We start from the raw sequence: 15,760 nt of genomic DNA, 5'->3' as shown, positions 1-15,760 counted from the left end.
GACCTCGATGCGTATGCAACGATTTTTCGAAACGCCGTTGCGAAAACAACGTTTCGCAAAAGTCGGCATTTATCGCTGAACCGGATTTCAATCAGCGTGCCAAAGGGCTGCTTGTCAATGCCTGCCTGACTGGCCAAAACGCGAATCATTGCGGATGTACGGACCCTTGCACGCGTTGAGGCCCGTCGAATATCCGTTCCGAGCCGATTTACAGGAAATTCCCCTTAATACGGCAATCGTGCGCCCAGAGGATTGGCGACCCGAATCCATTACCTCTAATGCCAAAAAGCGAAATAAATCGTTGCGTGCAATGCGCTTAATAATCTGCCATCGCTTTCCTAAACTTGATATCAACTGGTAGTGGTTTGTTATACGCATACCGCTGCGAACAGTTACGCGATTTTGATCGCCGCGAGCCGCGCATATAACGACCGCTAAGGAGATAAAGGAGTGGATCGTTTGTGCCGGAATTCCAGTCCAATCATAGGAGGAGCGAGTCATGAGCAGAACAATCAGCACATTCATCGCGGGTGTCGCCGCACTCACGCTGTCGGCCGGTGCGTATGCACAGGCCAACAATACGCTGGCAACCCCGAGCGTTGTATCGCCCGCCGCCGCCAATAACAACGCAACGAGCGGCTACGGCACCCCAGGCGCCACCAGCTCGGACAGCGGCATGAGCGCTGCGTCGCCGAATAGCGCGAACAATGGCGCGGCGGCGGTCCCGGGCGGGCCTAGCAACAATACGCTGGCGACCCCGACCACAGCGTCGCCGGCCGCCAAATAACAGCAGCCTCTCGCCGTAAGCAAGGCCGCGGCCCTCACGGGCAGCGGCCTTTTCTTTTTCTCCCTGGTCCGGCAGGTGAAATGCGGCCTCAAGTCTGGCCCCAAGCTGCCGTAATAGCAGGCTTCGGAATATTCTCGATGCATCGTGACACATCCCGGGACTCAGCCTTCACTGGATCTTGCTGCGCTTATCGAAACCGTCCAGCGGAACGAGCGCGCGTCGAAGTCCTTCCAGGACGTGGAACTGCGCCTGATCGGCGCGCACGACTGGTGCGCCTTTCTCGAAGGGATATTCGTCTATCTGCCTGAGGTGTTCCGGCTCGCTTCGTCCGGCATCTGGCTCGATGCCCGCACGCCGCTCCTGCGCGACCTGCTCGAAACCGACTGCGGGCGCGCCGACCTCGAAGCGAACCTGCGGTCCGGGTTTCAGGGCGGCCTCGCGCTGTCGCGTCTGTGCGCGGGCAACCAGCCGTGGCTGGGCCGCGTGAGCGAAATGAGCGATCTCGAGCCCGCGGTGAGCGAGACCTTTTTCGGCGCGCGAGCGGCGCGGGCGGCGCAGACGGCACAGACAGCGACCGGCAGCGCAATCGTGCTGCCGCTCCTTAACCGCACTCAGGTGCTCGGCTACCTGTGCCTCGCAAGCGATGACCCCGCGCGCTTCGACGCCAGCATGGGCACCGACCTGCTCATGCGCTTCAGCAGCGTGGCGGCGGCGAGTCTCGACAACGTCGCCCACCGCGAGCATTTGCGCAAGACGGGCGTGACCGACCCGCTCACCGGCCTCTCGAACCGCCGCTATTTCGACGAGCGCCTGCATCACGAGATTCGACGCGCGAGCTCGCACGCCGCGCCCATGTCGTGCCTCTTCATCGACATCGATCATTTCAAGCAGATCAACGACACGCACGGCCACGCAACCGGCGATCTCGCGCTGGGCGCCATCGGCACGTGCCTGAAGCAGCAGGTGCGCGTGGGGGATACGGTATCGCGCTACGGCGGCGAAGAGTTCGTCGCGCTGCTGATGTGCGAGTTGCCCGACGCGCTGGCGGTTGCGGAGCGTATCCGGCATGCGGTCGAGGCGCTCGAAGTGCTCGACGACGAGGGCGAGCGCATTGCGCTCAGCGTGTCGATCGGCGTGGCGGCGTATCGGATGAACGCGCTCGCCGCGAGCCCCGAGGTGCTGGCGCGCTCGCTGCTGGAGCAGGCCGATCAGGCCATGTACCGGGCCAAGCACCAGGGGCGCAACCGCGTTTCCCTGCTGGAAGCGTGAAGGCCGAAAACGTTCACAAACATGCCATCAAACCGGCCGCGCCCCGGGCATGACCCAAGGCCGCGCTGAAACGTAAGTTTTCAAAATCCGGCACTATTTGCGGTAGCAGTGGTTTCAAAGGCCCGTTGAGCGGTACATCGACCAGGCAAACCGAAATCATGTCTACCGACCTTTTGATGACCGTTGCCTGTCTGGCCAGCGCGATCGCGATGTTCCTGATCGGCCGGCCCCGCTCGGACGCGGTGGGGCTCATCATGATCGTCGCGCTGTCGCTCTCGGGCATCGTGACCGTCAACGAGGCGCTGGCCGGTTTCTCCGATCCGAACATCGTGCTCATCGCGGCCCTTTTCGTGCTCGGCGACGGGCTCGCGCGCACGGGCGTGGCCCAGCGCGTGGGCGACTACCTGATTGCGCGCGGCGGCTCCAACGAGCGCCGCCTCGTCGTGCTGATCATGGTCGTGGTGGGCGTCATGGGCTCGGTCATGAGTTCGACGGCCGTCGTGGCGATCTTCATTCCCATCGTCATTCGCATTGCGCGGCAGTCGCGCGTGTCGCGCGCACGCATGCTCATGCCGGTCAGCATGGCCGCGCTCACGAGCGGCATGCTCACGCTCGTCGCCACCACGCCGAATCTCGTCATCAACAGCGCGCTCGTCTATCACGGCTACCCGGGCTTCAGCTTTTTCGGCATCACGCCGCTGGGCCTGCCGATTCTCGCGGCGAGCATTGCCTGGATGCTGTTCGCAAGGCGCTTTCTGAACGGCACCGGCGGCGCGGAGGCGAGCACGCGCCCGTCGCTGAACGACTGGGTTGCGCGCTATTCGCTCGAAGGGCGCGCATTTCGCCTGGAGGTGGGCGCGGGTTCCCCGCTCGTCGGGCAAACGCTCGGGCACACCGGGCTCGATGACGACCCCGTGGCGCATGTCGTTGCGATCGAGCGGCGCGCGCGCATGGGCGCAACGGTGCTGCCCGCGACTGCGGACAGCAGCATCGCGCCCGGCGACGTGCTGCTGCTCGACGTGGAGTCCGCGAGCTTCGACGTCAAGGCGTTTTGCGGGCGCTATGCGCTCGCGGTGCGCCACATGTCGGGCGCGTACTTCACGGACCAGACCCACGACGTGGGCATGGCCGAGGTCATCGTGCCGCCGGACTCCTCGCTCGTGGGCAACGTCGCGCGCAGTTCCGCCGCGCTGCGCCGCCACGGCGTGACGGTCGTCGGCCTGCGCCGCGCCGACGCCGCGCTCGAGCAGGATCTGCAGGCCACACGGCTGAAAGTGGGCGACACGCTGCTGGTGGTGGGGCCGTGGATCGACATTTTTTCGATGCAGTCGGTCGAGCGCGATATCGTGTGTCTCGCCATGCCGGTCGAAAGCGACGCCTACGTGCCCGTGCCGCACAAGGCGCTGCACGCGCTCGCCATCATGGCGCTCGTCATCGCGATGATGCTCACGCCGCGCGTGCCGAACGTGCTCGCGGGCCTGATCGGCTGTCTCTTGATGGGCGCGTTCGGCTGCGTGAGTCTCGACAGCGCGTATCGCGCGATTCACTGGCGCAGCCTCGTGCTGATCGTGGGCATGCTGCCGTTTTCCATCGCGCTGCAACGCACGGGCGGCATCGACATTGCCGCCGACGCCGTGCTGCGCGTGGCCGGCAACTGGGGGGCGCATGGACTGCTGGGCGCCGTATTTCTGCTCACGCTCGTGATCGGCACCGTGATTTCCGGCACGGCGACCGCGGTGCTGATGGCGCCCGTGGTGCTCGCGATGGCGGCGCACCTGCATGCGTCGCCGTATCCGTTCGCGATGACGACGGCCGTTGCCGCGTCCGCAGCCTATATGTCGCCGATATCGACCCCTGTGAATGCGCTCGTCAGCACGGCGGGCGGTTATCGGTTCCGGGATTTTTTCAAGGTGGGCTCGCCCGCCGCCCTCGGGGCGCTCGTGATCACCGTATTGCTGGTACCGCTCATCTGGCCGGTTTACCCGCGCTAGCGCGAAGAACGGCCGGCCACCCGTTCGCGAGGCATTGACCGGACATGGCGAACTTCTTGACGAGAACGTGGGCTTTTCGCTGGATCAAGCGGCTTCTCCTGTTCGTGCTGATCGCATTCGTGTGCATTGCCGGCGTGCGCCTGTACGACGCGCAGCGCAAGGCGCCGTTGAGCCTGTGGCACACGTATGTCCCGGAAGACATGCACGCGCACGAGATCGATCACGCGACGTGGGAGCAATACATCGCGAACGAGAACCGCGTGTTCGACTCGGTCAGGAAGAACGTGACCGACAAACTACCGGCGGACGAACGCGTTCCCGCTAACCGCTATTTCTCGGGCAGCCCGATTTATCCGGGCCACTTTCGCGCCGACTGGAACCGTTCGTTCACGCTCATGCCTCAGGGCGCGCCGCGCGGCGTGGCCGTGATGCTGCACGGGCTGACCGATTCGCCATACAGCCTGCGGCACATCGCGCAGCGTTATCAGCAAGATGGCTTCGCCGTGGTGGGGGTGCGCTTGCCGGGGCACGGCACCGTGCCAGCGGGTCTGACCGAGGTGACGGCGGAAGATTGGGAAGCGGCCACGCGTCTGGCCGTGCGCGAAGCGCGGCGGCTCGTGCCGGCGCCTGCGCCGCTGCATATCGTGGGTTATTCGAACGGCGGCGCACTCGCGCTGCAATACTCGCTCGAAGTGCTGGACGACCCGAGCCTGCCGAAAGCGGATCGCCTGATCCTGCTTTCGCCGATGATCGGCGTTACGGCCTTCGCGCGCTTTGCGGGGCTTGCGGCCTTGCCCGCGATCCTGCCTGCATTTGCAAAAGCCGCGTGGCTCGACATCGTGCCGGAATTCAATCCGTTCAAGTACAACTCGTTTCCGGTGAACGGCGCGCGCCAGTCATGGCGGGTCACGCGCAAGATCCAGCAGGAAGTGGCGGACGCGGCGCGCAACGGCAAACTCGCGTCGCTGCCGCCCACGCTCGCATTCCAGTCCGTGCTCGACTCCACGGTCAGCACGAGCGCGATTATCAGTTCGTTGTACTCGCAACTGCCTGCCAATGGCAGCGAGCTTGTGCTGTTCGACATCAATCGCACGGCGCAATGGAGCCCGCTGCTGCGCGCTTCGATGCGCGACGCGCTGCGCCGTCTCTTGCCCGTGCCGCCGCTGCGCTACCGGCTGACCGTGCTGACCAACGCCTCCGCCACCTCGCCGCAAGTGGTCGAAGCGAGCACGGCACCGAACGAAACAACGGCGAAAGTCGAACCCACGGGGCTCGACTATCCACCTGACGTCTATTCGCTTTCACACGTGGCCCTGCCGTTTCCGGTGACCGACTCGCTGTACGGCCGCACCCCCGACCCCGACGACGACATGGGCATCCACCTGGGCGCCCAATCCGTACGCGGCGAAACCGGGGCGCTGATGGTGGGGGCGGGGTTCCTCACGCGGCTCTCGTGGAACCCCTTCTACGGGTACATCGTCGAGCGCATCGACGCTCTGGCGAGTCATGGGCCGTGAGCGCGCAAATAACGCGCGCCCGGCCCGCCCTCGCTTAGGCGCGCGGTGCGAGTTCGACCTTCGCGGTCATCTGCTCGCCGTCGCGCGCAACGACGATCGACACGTTGCTGCGAGCCCGCGCGATCATGCTTTGCAGCTGCTCGACGTTCTCCACCTCGATGCCGTTGATCGCAACGATCACGTCGCCGGCGCTGATGCCAGCCGCCTTGGCCGCACCGCCCGACTTCACGACGAGCACGCCGCCGTCCACGCCGACTTGCTGCGCTTCGTCGCTGGTGAGCGAGCGCACGGCCACGCCAAGGCGCGGACGCGCATTGTGGGCCAGCGTGCCGCCGTTGCCGTTGCCGCCGCCTTGCACGATCTGATCCTTGATGTGCATGGCTTCGTCGATGGGAATGGCGAACGAGAGGCCCTGGAAGCCGCCCGTGCGCGAATAGATCATCGAATTGATGCCGATGACTTCGCCGTTCAGGTTGAAGAGCGGGCCACCCGAATTGCCCGGATTGACGGGCACGTCGGTCTGGATGAGGTGCGTCGGGCTGTCTTCCGAGAGCTGGCGCGACTTCGCGCTGATGATGCCCGAGGTCACGGTGTTGTCGAGACCATAAGGCGAGCCGATTGCAACGACCCAGTCGCCGACCTTGCTGTTCGCCGGATTGCCGATCTTCACCGTGGGGAAACCCGTACCGGCGATTTTCAGCACGGCCACGTCGCCCGCCTTGTCGGTGCCGATCACGCGTGCGGGGAACTTGCGGCCGTCGGTGAGCTTGACCGTCACGTCGTCCGCGCCTTCGACGACGTGATTGTTCGTCAGGATGTAGCCATCCTGGCTCACGATGAAGCCCGATCCCAGGGCGCCCGAATGGCCGTCTTCGGAGTCGGGGTTTTCCTTGACGACTTCGACATGGACCACAGCCGGACCGTACTGCGCGACGATCGCCGAGAAGTTCGGCGCCGTGCCCTTGACGTCGTCCGTTTTGGGCACAGGCGTCGACAACGACGTTTTCATGATGCCGCGTTCGTCCGCGCTGGCGTGCTCATGGCTAACAACCCAGGCGCCGGCAAGCGCCACCGCTACACCGGCGATCAGGCCCCGGCGCCGATATTTGATGGTACTCATTGCTATGGTCTTCGAAGAGGTTGGTGAAGGTGGGGCGTAAGGTACTTTTTGCTGCTTAAACGTGACTTAAAGGAAAGAAGGATCTTTTGACCGATCGACGAGTCGATGTGCGCGCAACGAAATTGGGGCGCGCTTGTTTCGACGTGGTTCGGAATCCTCGCCAGCTAGCGCGCAAGTCTTCTGCAAAGCAGCTAGTCTTTCGAAGTCGTGCCCGATCACGCCCCGAAGACGTTTTTTTTGGGGCCGGATAAAACACAGCGGGACGTTGATGGCTTGCAAACGTCTCATCAACGCAACGTGGTTCGTCATCCAAAGCATCTCCATGAAACAGGATCTCGTCACGTTCACCTGCGTGGTCGTCATCGCCGTCATCACGGGATGGGTGCTGTATATCGGGCGGCCGGTGCTGGTGCCCATTGCATTCGCGATCATCACGTCGTACGTGATCTACGGGCTCGCCGACATCCTGCGGCGCGTGCCCCACGTGGGCAAGCGCATTCGCGCGGGCGTGCGCTACTGGAGCGCCGCCGCGCTCATCCTCGCGGCCGCGTGGCTCGCAACCGAACTGCTGCTTTCCGACACGGACCGCATGGTCGCCGTGGCGCCCAAGTACGAAGCCACGCTGCTCGCGTTGCTCGCCAAGATCACCGCGCTGTTTCATCTGGAAACCGAGGCTTCGTGGGCAGCATTCCGGCGCGAACTGCTCGCGACCGTCAACGTGCAGTCGCTGCTCACCTCGCTCCTTGGCTCGCTCTCTTCGCTCATGGCCACGACGCTCGTCGTCTTGCTATACACGGCGTTCTTCATGATCGAGATGGGGCGCTTTCGTCGCAAGCTCTCTGCGGTCATGCGCGGCAAGGCCGACATGGAGCCCGTGATCGACGCCATCAACGCGAAGATCGGCACGTATCTGGCGTTGAAAGCGCTGCTCGGCGTGGTGCTCGGCATTCTCAGCTGGATCTGCATGCATCTGGTCGGGCTCGAGTTCGCGCCGCTCCTGGCCATTCTCATCGTGTTGCTCAACTTCGTGCCGTATGCGGGCTCGCTCATCTCCGTGGTGCTTCCCGCCTTGCTCGCCGCGCTTCAATTCGGTCAGTGGAACGAAGCGATCACACTGCTCATTGCGCTTTCGGCGATCAACTTCGTGATGGGCAACGTGCTCGACCCGTGGTTGATGGCGGGCTCGTTGAACCTGAGCCCCGCGGTCATTCTCATGAGCCTCGCCGCATGGACGGCGATCTGGGGCATTCCGGGCGCCTTTCTCGCCGTGCCGGGAACCGTGGCGCTCACGATCATTTTCTCCGCGTTCAGCTCCACACGGCCGCTGGCGTTGCTGTTGACGAAGGACGATGTCGTCAGGCATGCAGAATAAATGCGTGGCTTACTCTCTCAGGTGATCTATGGCTTCCAGAATCAACCGCCGCGGCAACGCAATCGGCCCGGTTTCCTCGTGCCTGTGCGACAAGGCGCTCGCAGCGTTCGCGAATCGCCGCATCAGCGCCGATCTTTCCAGGCGCGGTTTTTTGGTCGGCATGGGTGCATCGTTGTTGAGCGCGGTCTTGCCTGAGTTCAGCAGCGCGCAGCAGCCCGGCGCCGCGGCCCCCGCGCAGCCCACGACATTCACGAACTTCCGCTTGTTCGACGGCAAGTCGGCCGCGCTGCAGGACGGCATGTATCTCGTGGTCGACGGCAACCGCATCTCGCAGTTGCGCCGGGGCTCGCCCGACGCGCAGAACGCGTCGGGCGGCCGCGTGATCGACTGCGGCGGCAAGGTGATGATGCCGGGCCTCATCGACATGCACTGGCATTCGCTGCTCGCCTCGCTCCCGATCGCGGCCATCATGCAATCCGACCTGAGCTTCGTGTACCTGGCCGCGGGCGCGGAGGCACAGCGCACGCTGTTGCGCGGATTCACGACCATTCGCGATGTGGGGGGGCCCGCGTTCGCCCTGAAGCAGGCTATCGACGCGGGCATGCTGAGCGGCCCGCGTATTTACCCCTGCGGCGCGATGATCACCACGACGGGCGGGCACGGCGACTTTCGTCTGCTGACCGATGTGCCGCGCACCACCGGCCAGATCAGCGAGATTGAGCGAACCGGCGCCGCCGCGATCGCCGATTCGTCCGACGAAGTGCGCCTGCGTGTGCGCGAGCAGTTCATGATGGGCGCGACGCAGATCAAGATCGTGGGTTGCGGCGGCGTTTCCACGCCGCGCAGCCCGCTCGACATGCTCACGTTCACCGAGGCGCAACTGAAAGCGGCGGTGGAAACCGCAGCCGACTGGGGCACCTACGTGCTCGTGCATGCGTACACGCCAGAAGCGGTGAAGCGCAGTGTGGCGGCGGGCGCGCAATGCGTCGAGCACGGACACCTCATCGACGACCGGACCGCCGAAGTCATCGCGAAGAACGGCACTTGGTTGAGCACGCAACCGTTTACGAGCGAAGAGGATGTGGCGCCAATGGCGCCGTCGAGCCGCGAGAAGTTTCTGGAAGTGACCGCCGGGACCGACAACATGTACAAGCTCGCGCGCAAGCACGGGCTCAAGGTCGCGTTCGGCACGGATCTGATCTTCTCCCAGGCGCTGGCGACGCGCCAGGGCACGATGCTCGGGCACATGACGCGCTGGTATTCGAACGCCGAAGCGTTGCGCATGGCCACGGCCACGAATGGGCAATTGCTTGCGCTGGCGGGCGAGCGAAATCCGTATCCGCACAAGCTCGGCGTGCTGGAAGAGGGCGCGTATGCGGATCTGCTGCTCGTGGCCGGCGACCCGCTCCAGGATATGACGCTGCTGGCCAACCCCGATCAGAACCTGAATCTGATCATGAAGGATGGCCGCATTTTCAAGGATGCGTTGAAGGCGTGACGCTGTGAGGCGCGCCGCTTTCGCGAGGCAGCGTGCTCGAGCCGGTGGGCGTCATCTGGCGCAAGGACGTTGTAAGTCCGCTTGCCGTGGCGCTATTCGTCGGCTGTTTGCGCGAGGCGTTGCGAAAACGCCTGTGTTTCGCGTATGAGCCACACGTTTTCTGTATCAAGATGTCACGCCGTCGGTCCCCATCGACCGGGCAGATTTGCCCGCGTGGCGCAGCCATCATGGCATGGCCCTCCAGCCCTCTGCGGGGGTCGAAATCCCGCCTGTCCAAATCCGCCATCTGGCCGATTAAGCCGGTTGAACTTCGCCGCGAAGTAGCTCATATTCAAAACGACTATTTGTTACAACCCTCCCGCGCTCCGCGAAATACAGTAGGGATTACAGCGAATACTTCGAATCCGTGCCGCCTGGATGCCTCCGCCGTGACGTGACGCGCACCAGCCGCCGGTAGCAAACCCGAACCTATCCTGTCAAAGCTTCCATGCCTGCAATGTTCAACGAACCTGGCCGAGCCACGTCTGGTCCGTGGGGATGTCCATACTGCGGGACCCGCTTCAATGCGCCACTGATGATTTGCCCTCAGTGCGGCGCGAAGCAGCTTTCCTCTGGCCCGCGCATGTCGCCGGCAAGCGAATCCGCCGCGCCCGAATGGCACGATGGTTTCGCACGCCATGCGCGCACGGAGTGGAACGCTCCGGCGTTCAGTTTCGGCGGCGCGGCGCGCGACAGTGATTACGAACCGCGCGATGAAGCGCCTGCCGCGCCACGCTCGTGGCTGCCTTTCTATGCCATTGGCAGCGTGGTGTCGATCGCGTTCCTGCTGACCGCGTACATCATTTCGCATCGAGCCGAGCGGGAGCCGGCGCCGGGCGCCCAGGTCGTCGAGGGAGCGATCCTCGGGCCGAAGACCCCATCGGCTGTGCCGGCCACGAAGCCGCCATCGGTGCTGCATCCGGTGCGCAGCGCGCCGCCGGTAGCCGTCGCCCAGTTGCCGCCTCCTGCCGTGAGCGCGCCGCCGCCTATGACCGCTCAGGTGCCACTGCCGCATCAAGTGCAGCAAGCGCCGCCGCGTACCGCTGCAGTGCATACGGTGACGCTGCCGCCGGGCAATGCTGCACGAAAGAGCAGCGCTGATGAACGCGCACTCGCTGCCGCGAAGATCAAGGCGGAAAAGGCCAACGAAGCGAAGGCCAACGCCGCGAAGGCCAGCTACGCGCGCGCCGACGTTGCGCGAAATCTGGCAAGCGCGCGTGCGAGCCTCGACAAGAACAACCTGGGGCCTGCGCGCAGTGCAATCAATGCCGCACTCGCGGAACAACCGGGCAACGGCAACGCGCTGCAAATGCAGGCCGAATTGACTTCGCGTGAAGATCAGCGCGATTCGTTGCTTGGCTACGCACGGCTGTGCGCACGCGACGGGCGGTGGCTGTGCGCCTGGCACAACGCGGGGCATGCCTTGACCGTCGATTCGTCGAGCGGCGAAGCGCGGGCAATCCTCTCGCGTTCGATCGCGGCGCAGGGCGCGGGCAACATGGCGCAGGGCGCGGCCGCCGCGCCCACGATGAGGCAGGTGGATTCGGGGCCGCCTGGCCCGCCAATCGATCCCAATTGACGCATTGCGCAGCGTAGGCCCGGGTGGGTGACGCCAGTCATGCGCCCGGGCTAGCCGCGCATTGCCTGGCCGGTTGCTCGCTGTGGCGCTCGACCAGCCAGTTGCTGAAGTTGCGAACGCGTAGTGTGTCCTGCACTTCGGGGCGCACGTCGAGCCAGTATCCCGAAGGTCCCGCCACTTCCACCTCGCTCAGCTGGACGAGCGTGCCGTTCGCCAGTTCGGGCGCGATCATGTGCCGGTCGGCAACGGCAATGCCAAGCCCGGCCACCGCCGCGTGTATGACCTGATCGAGCGTGCTGAACTCCAGTTCCCCGCGCGGTGCGATCGGCACGTCGAGCGCCGCGGCCTCGAGCCACGCTTCCCAGACCAGCAGGCGCCGGTCGATATCGAGGATATAGAGCCACGGATGCCGTGCGAGGATCTCGCGCAGCACATCTGGATCGGCGGGGGCCTCGGAGAACTCGCGCGCCGAGCCGACGAGTACATGGCGCTCGCGCATGAGCAGTGTGCTCTGCCCGCCCGGCAGCGGTTCCATGCCGAAGCGGATCTGGCAGTCCTCGTTGCGCTCCGTGCCGTGCAGCGGGCCGTATTCGTTGGTGATGGAGATGCGCAGATCGGGGTGGCGCACCTGGAAGTCGCGCAGGCGCGGCGTGAGCCAGCGCGTGGCGAGCGTAGGCGCGGCGTTCAGACTGAGCAGGCTGTTCGACGGATCGGCGCGAATCGTGTCGAGCGTGTGGGCGATGCTGTCGAACGCGGCCTGGAGCGTAGGCAGCAAACGCTTGCCTGCTGCCGTGATTTCGAGCCGGTGATGATGCCGCATGAAGAGCGGCGTGCCGAGATAGTCTTCGAGCAGGCGAATCTGGCGGCTGATCGCCCCCTGGGTCACGTGCAGGTTTTGCGCTGCCCGGGTGAAGCTGAGCGTGCGGCTCGCCTCCTCGAATGAACGCAGTGCCGATAAAGAGGGAAGGCGGCGCATGCAAACCTCGCGATGCAGGCACGCCGGCGCATGGTCATGCGCGCCGGCGTATTGACATTGATAAGGACTACGTCAAGAACGTTAGAACGCGTGCGTGATACCCACGCGGGCGACGGCCTGGTTGTCGGTGCCCGAGGGGTTGAAGCCCGTGATCTGCGCGTTTTCCGCCGAGCCCGCCGCATGCTGGTACACGCCCATCGCATAGAGCGACGTGCGCTTGGAGAGCGCGTACTGGCCGATCAGGTTGACCTGGTGATACTTCGGCGAGTTGTCGGTGGCGTGGTCCTGGCCCACCGTGTAGGTGTAGCCCGCGCCCACCGTGAAGGCGGGCGTCACGGCGTAGGTGCCGGCCACTTCGAAGTTCTGGAAGTGCAGGTCGCCGCTGCCGGTGGCCGAGGAGAAGTCCACGTTCGAGTAGTTCGTCATCAGCTTGAGGCTGCCGATCACGTATGACGCGCCGGCCGAGAGAATGCCCTGGTAGCGCGCGTTGGCGAGCGCGTCGCCGAACACCGAATTCACGAAGCTGCCGCCGCTGCCATAACCGGCCACCGCCGTGATCGGGTTGTTCACGCGCAGGTAGCCCACGCCCGCACTGAACGAGCCGAGCGTGTAGGCTGCCGCCGCGCTATACGAGGCGTTGTTCGAGAACTGGCCCGCCTGGCCGCCAAACGAGTAGTGGCCTTCGAACTGGAAGCCGGCGAGCACGGGGCTCACGTATTTCACGGCGTTGTTGACAGGGAAGCCGTTGTCCAGGTTGTCCATGTCGTTCGGGTGGGCGAAATACCAGCCGCCGTAGTTGCCGTTGAGCGAATACGGTTCGATCAGGTCGACGGTGGCGTCCCATTGCTTGCCGAAGGTGATCTGGCCATACTGATCCGACTTGAAGCCGACATAGGCATTACGCGAAAACGCGAGACCGCCGCCAAGTCCGCCCGTCGCAGCGTTAAAACCGCTTTCGAGCCGGAAGATCGCGGCGTAGCCGCCGCCCAGGTCTTCGGTGCCGCGCAGACCCCAGCGGCTGCCTGCGGGCACGCCGCTTTGCATCTGCACGAGCTTGCTGCCCGTGCCCGGCACGAGCTGGCCGTTCGCCCCGTTCGCCACATTGCTGGCGTAGTCCACGCCGAGGTCGATGAGGCCGTACAGCGTCACGCTGCTTTGCGCGTGCGCGCCTGCTGCGGCGAGCGCCAGCGGCAGCGCCGCGAGAATCTTCTTCTTCAATTAAGTCTCCTTATCATGGAGCCGCGTAACGCGGCTCGGCATTCTGGTTGGTATCAGGCTTGTATCGCGCTGGTATCGCGCTGGTATCGCGCGGTATCGGATTCGTATTACGCGCCAAGCGATTTCTGCACCTTCGCCGCGACATCCGCAGGCACCCAGGTCTTCCACATTTCAGGGTGCTGCTTGAGGAACTTGAGCGCTTCGTCCTGCGCATCGACCTTGTGCTCGGTCATGTCGAGGATCGTCGTGTTCAGGAAGTCGATAGGGAAGCTCACCTTCGAGAAGAAGGTCATCACGTCGGGCTCCGCCTGATAGAACGGTGTCGAAACGCCGATCTTCAACTGCGAGACCAGATACGACGAGGCGCATTGCTGCGCGCTGTTGGCGTCGCGCAGCGTCTTCCAGCAGGCTTCGTTGAACGGCGGCATTTTGAGCTGAACGAACTTGTACTTCGCCATCAGCGCGGCCGGCTCCCAGTAGTAGGTGAGAATCGGCTTGCCGCGCGCGTAGGCCGAGGAGATGGCCGCATCGAGCGCCGCGCCCGTGCCGGGGCGGAAGTTCGTGTAGGTGTCGTCGAGCTTGAGCAGCTTGAGCAAGCGCGTATTCACGCGTTCGCAATCCCAGCCCGAGGGGCAGTTGAGAAAGCGGCCGCGATCGGGTTCCTCGTCATCGACGAAAAGGCCCTTGTATTTGGGCAGATCGCTCACGGACTGAAGGTCGGGCGCGCTGGCCTTGATGCCGCGCTTCGCGTCGCCGTGCACCACGTAGTCGGGCACGTACCAGCCTTCCTTCGTGCCGCCCGGCAGCGTGTCGCCCACGAGCTTGACCGAGCCCGCCTTGACCGCGCCCGCGATGATTTCCGACCGGCCCGTCCACTGCTCGGCCCAGATCTGCAGGTCGTTGCGCGAGAGCGCCGTTTCGGTGGCCGCGGTGCTGCCGGGCACGCTGTCGGTCTGGCAGCTATAGCCGTTCTTGAGGATGTAGCGCAGCACTTCGCTCGTGAAGTTGCCGCTTTCCCACGTGATGCCCGCGAAGCGCACGGGTTTGCCGCTGCTGCACCAGGTGCCCGCGGCGTGCGCCGGCAACGCGGCAAGGGCGAGCGGCGCCGCGAGGCAGGCCGCGCGCAAGAGGGACGTCAAGCTTTTCATTGCATGTCTCCACTTTATTGAATTGTTTCGGAATGCTTCATATAGAGGATGGCATCGTCTTCATGCCATGCCCGTTTTGCTTCAGTCGTACCGGCTGTCGTGTGCGCGTGTGGTGGCGAGCATGGCTTCGTCGAGTTCGATACCAAGGCCCGGCGCATCGCTCAGCTCGATCCAGCCGTTCGCGTCGATGTCGATCACGTGCTTGATCGGAAAGTCGCGCCGCGCAGGCGTCCATTCGGGCGGGTCGTACGGAAACTCGACGAACGGCGCGTGCGCCGCGCCCGCCACGATATGCAGGTTCGCGGCGAGGCCAATGCCGTTGCCCCACGTGTGCGGCGTGAACACCTTGCCGTGCGCTTCGATCTGCGCCGCGAGCCGCCGCGCGCCTTCCATGCCGAGCGTGCAGACGACATCGGGCTGATAGACGTCCAGACAGTCGTGTGCAAGGAGCGCCGCGAATTCGTGCGCGTCGCGCGTCATCTCGCCGCCTGCGATGCGTATGCCGAGTCCTGCCGTTTGTTTGCGTAACTGCGCGTAGCCCGCGTAGTCGCCGCGATGCAGCGGCTCTTCCACCCAGTACACGCGATACTTTTCGATCTGCCGGATCACGGCGAGTGCTTCGTCGGCGCGCCACGGCGCCTGGGTGTCCCAGGGCATGCGCCAGCCCTGGTTGCAATCCACCATGAGTTCGATCGCGTCGCCAGCGGCTTCGCGCACGGCGGCGAGCGCGGCAATATCGTCGGCGAGCGTGGCGCGGCCGAAGCGCACCTTGAGCGCCGGGAAGCCGCGCGCGACGGCATGCTCGGCCCACTGCGCCATGCCTTCGAGTGTGCGATGCACGCCCGAGGACGCATACGCCCGCACCCGCTTCGAACGGCCGCCGGCCATCTGCCAGCAAGGCTCGCCGCGAATCTTGCCGGCGAGGTCCCAGAGCGCGACGTCAAGCGGCCAAAGGCGGCCTGCGTGGAAGCTGAGGTTGTCGAGCACCGCCGAGTGGCGCGCCAGATCGAGCGGATCTGTGCCGATAAAGAGATCGCGGTAGTCGTCGAAGCCATACATGGCGTCGCCGGAACCGATGCCCACGCGGCCTTCGTCGTCCTCCACGCGCACGATCGTCGCCGGGAAGGCGCGCCGCGGGCGGCTGTCCCACGAGGCGGGGAACGGCGGGTCGAGCGGCAGCCGGTGCTGGCTCACGGTGATGCGGGCGATGCGGTTCGTCATGGCGCGTGGGGCGCCGCCCGGTGGC

The 15,760-nt window shown here is 64.7% G+C and carries 12 protein-coding genes; 7 read left to right on the top strand and 5 right to left on the bottom strand.

Features of this window, described 5'->3' with window-relative positions:
• The first annotated feature begins 499 nt into the window (after positions 1-499).
• The 4 genes from U5A57_RS02985 to U5A57_RS02970 all read left to right on the top strand — a co-directional run bounded on the left by U5A57_RS02985 (position 500) and on the right by U5A57_RS02970 (position 5,564).
• Complete coding sequence (locus U5A57_RS02985; RefSeq protein ID WP_321908057.1) at positions 500-787, top strand: hypothetical protein; 288 nt, start codon at positions 500-502, stop codon at positions 785-787.
• A 144-nt stretch (positions 788-931) separates the two neighbouring features.
• Entirely contained in the window at positions 932-2,056 is a 1,125-nt protein-coding gene (locus U5A57_RS02980; RefSeq protein WP_321908056.1) for a GGDEF domain-containing protein, read from the top strand.
• A 158-nt stretch (positions 2,057-2,214) separates the two neighbouring features.
• Entirely contained in the window at positions 2,215-4,047 is a 1,833-nt protein-coding gene (locus U5A57_RS02975) for an SLC13 family permease (RefSeq protein WP_321908055.1), read from the top strand.
• 56 nt (positions 4,048-4,103) lie between these two features.
• On the top strand, positions 4,104-5,564 hold the full coding sequence (locus U5A57_RS02970) for an alpha/beta hydrolase (RefSeq protein WP_321908053.1): 1,461 nt from the start codon (positions 4,104-4,106) through the stop codon (positions 5,562-5,564).
• 34 nt (positions 5,565-5,598) lie between these two features.
• Here U5A57_RS02970 and U5A57_RS02965 read toward each other — a convergent pair whose 3' ends face one another.
• Entirely contained in the window at positions 5,599-6,684 is a 1,086-nt protein-coding gene (locus U5A57_RS02965; protein ID WP_415764107.1) for a S1C family serine protease, read from the bottom strand.
• A 322-nt stretch (positions 6,685-7,006) separates the two neighbouring features.
• Between U5A57_RS02965 and U5A57_RS02960 the strand changes: the two genes are divergently transcribed.
• The 3 genes from U5A57_RS02960 to U5A57_RS02950 all read left to right on the top strand — a co-directional run bounded on the left by U5A57_RS02960 (position 7,007) and on the right by U5A57_RS02950 (position 11,172).
• Complete coding sequence (locus tag U5A57_RS02960; RefSeq protein WP_321908050.1) at positions 7,007-8,056, top strand: AI-2E family transporter; 1,050 nt, start codon at positions 7,007-7,009, stop codon at positions 8,054-8,056.
• A gap of 28 nt (positions 8,057-8,084) precedes the next feature.
• Entirely contained in the window at positions 8,085-9,554 is a 1,470-nt protein-coding gene (locus U5A57_RS02955; protein WP_321908046.1) for an amidohydrolase family protein, read from the top strand.
• A 574-nt stretch (positions 9,555-10,128) separates the two neighbouring features.
• Positions 10,129-11,172, top strand: coding sequence for a hypothetical protein (locus tag U5A57_RS02950; RefSeq protein WP_321908045.1), 1,044 nt, complete (start codon positions 10,129-10,131; stop codon positions 11,170-11,172).
• A gap of 37 nt (positions 11,173-11,209) precedes the next feature.
• Here U5A57_RS02950 and U5A57_RS02945 read toward each other — a convergent pair whose 3' ends face one another.
• The 4 genes from U5A57_RS02945 to U5A57_RS02930 form a co-directional block, all read right to left on the bottom strand.
• Positions 11,210-12,148, bottom strand: coding sequence for a LysR substrate-binding domain-containing protein (locus U5A57_RS02945; protein ID WP_321908044.1), 939 nt, complete (start codon positions 12,146-12,148; stop codon positions 11,210-11,212).
• Between the two features lie 81 nt (positions 12,149-12,229).
• A complete protein-coding gene (locus tag U5A57_RS02940) occupies positions 12,230-13,366 on the bottom strand; it encodes a porin (protein ID WP_321908043.1) in 1,137 nt (378 codons plus the stop codon).
• 107 nt (positions 13,367-13,473) lie between these two features.
• Positions 13,474-14,514, bottom strand: a complete 1,041-nt coding sequence (locus tag U5A57_RS02935; RefSeq protein WP_321908040.1) for an ABC transporter substrate-binding protein — start codon at positions 14,512-14,514, stop codon at positions 13,474-13,476.
• Between the two features lie 81 nt (positions 14,515-14,595).
• The gene (locus tag U5A57_RS02930) at positions 14,596-15,735 is read right to left on the bottom strand and encodes a mandelate racemase/muconate lactonizing enzyme family protein (protein ID WP_321908038.1); all 1,140 of its coding nucleotides are present in this window, start codon (positions 15,733-15,735) and stop codon (positions 14,596-14,598) included.
• Positions 15,736-15,760 lie beyond the last annotated feature (25 nt).

This window comes from Paraburkholderia sp. J11-2, assembly GCF_905220185.1.
In the GTDB taxonomy this organism is placed as follows: Bacteria; Pseudomonadota; Gammaproteobacteria; order Burkholderiales; family Burkholderiaceae; genus Paraburkholderia.
The sequence above is the reverse complement of the archived record's forward strand: the minus strand, read 5'-3'. Positions and strand labels throughout refer to the sequence as shown.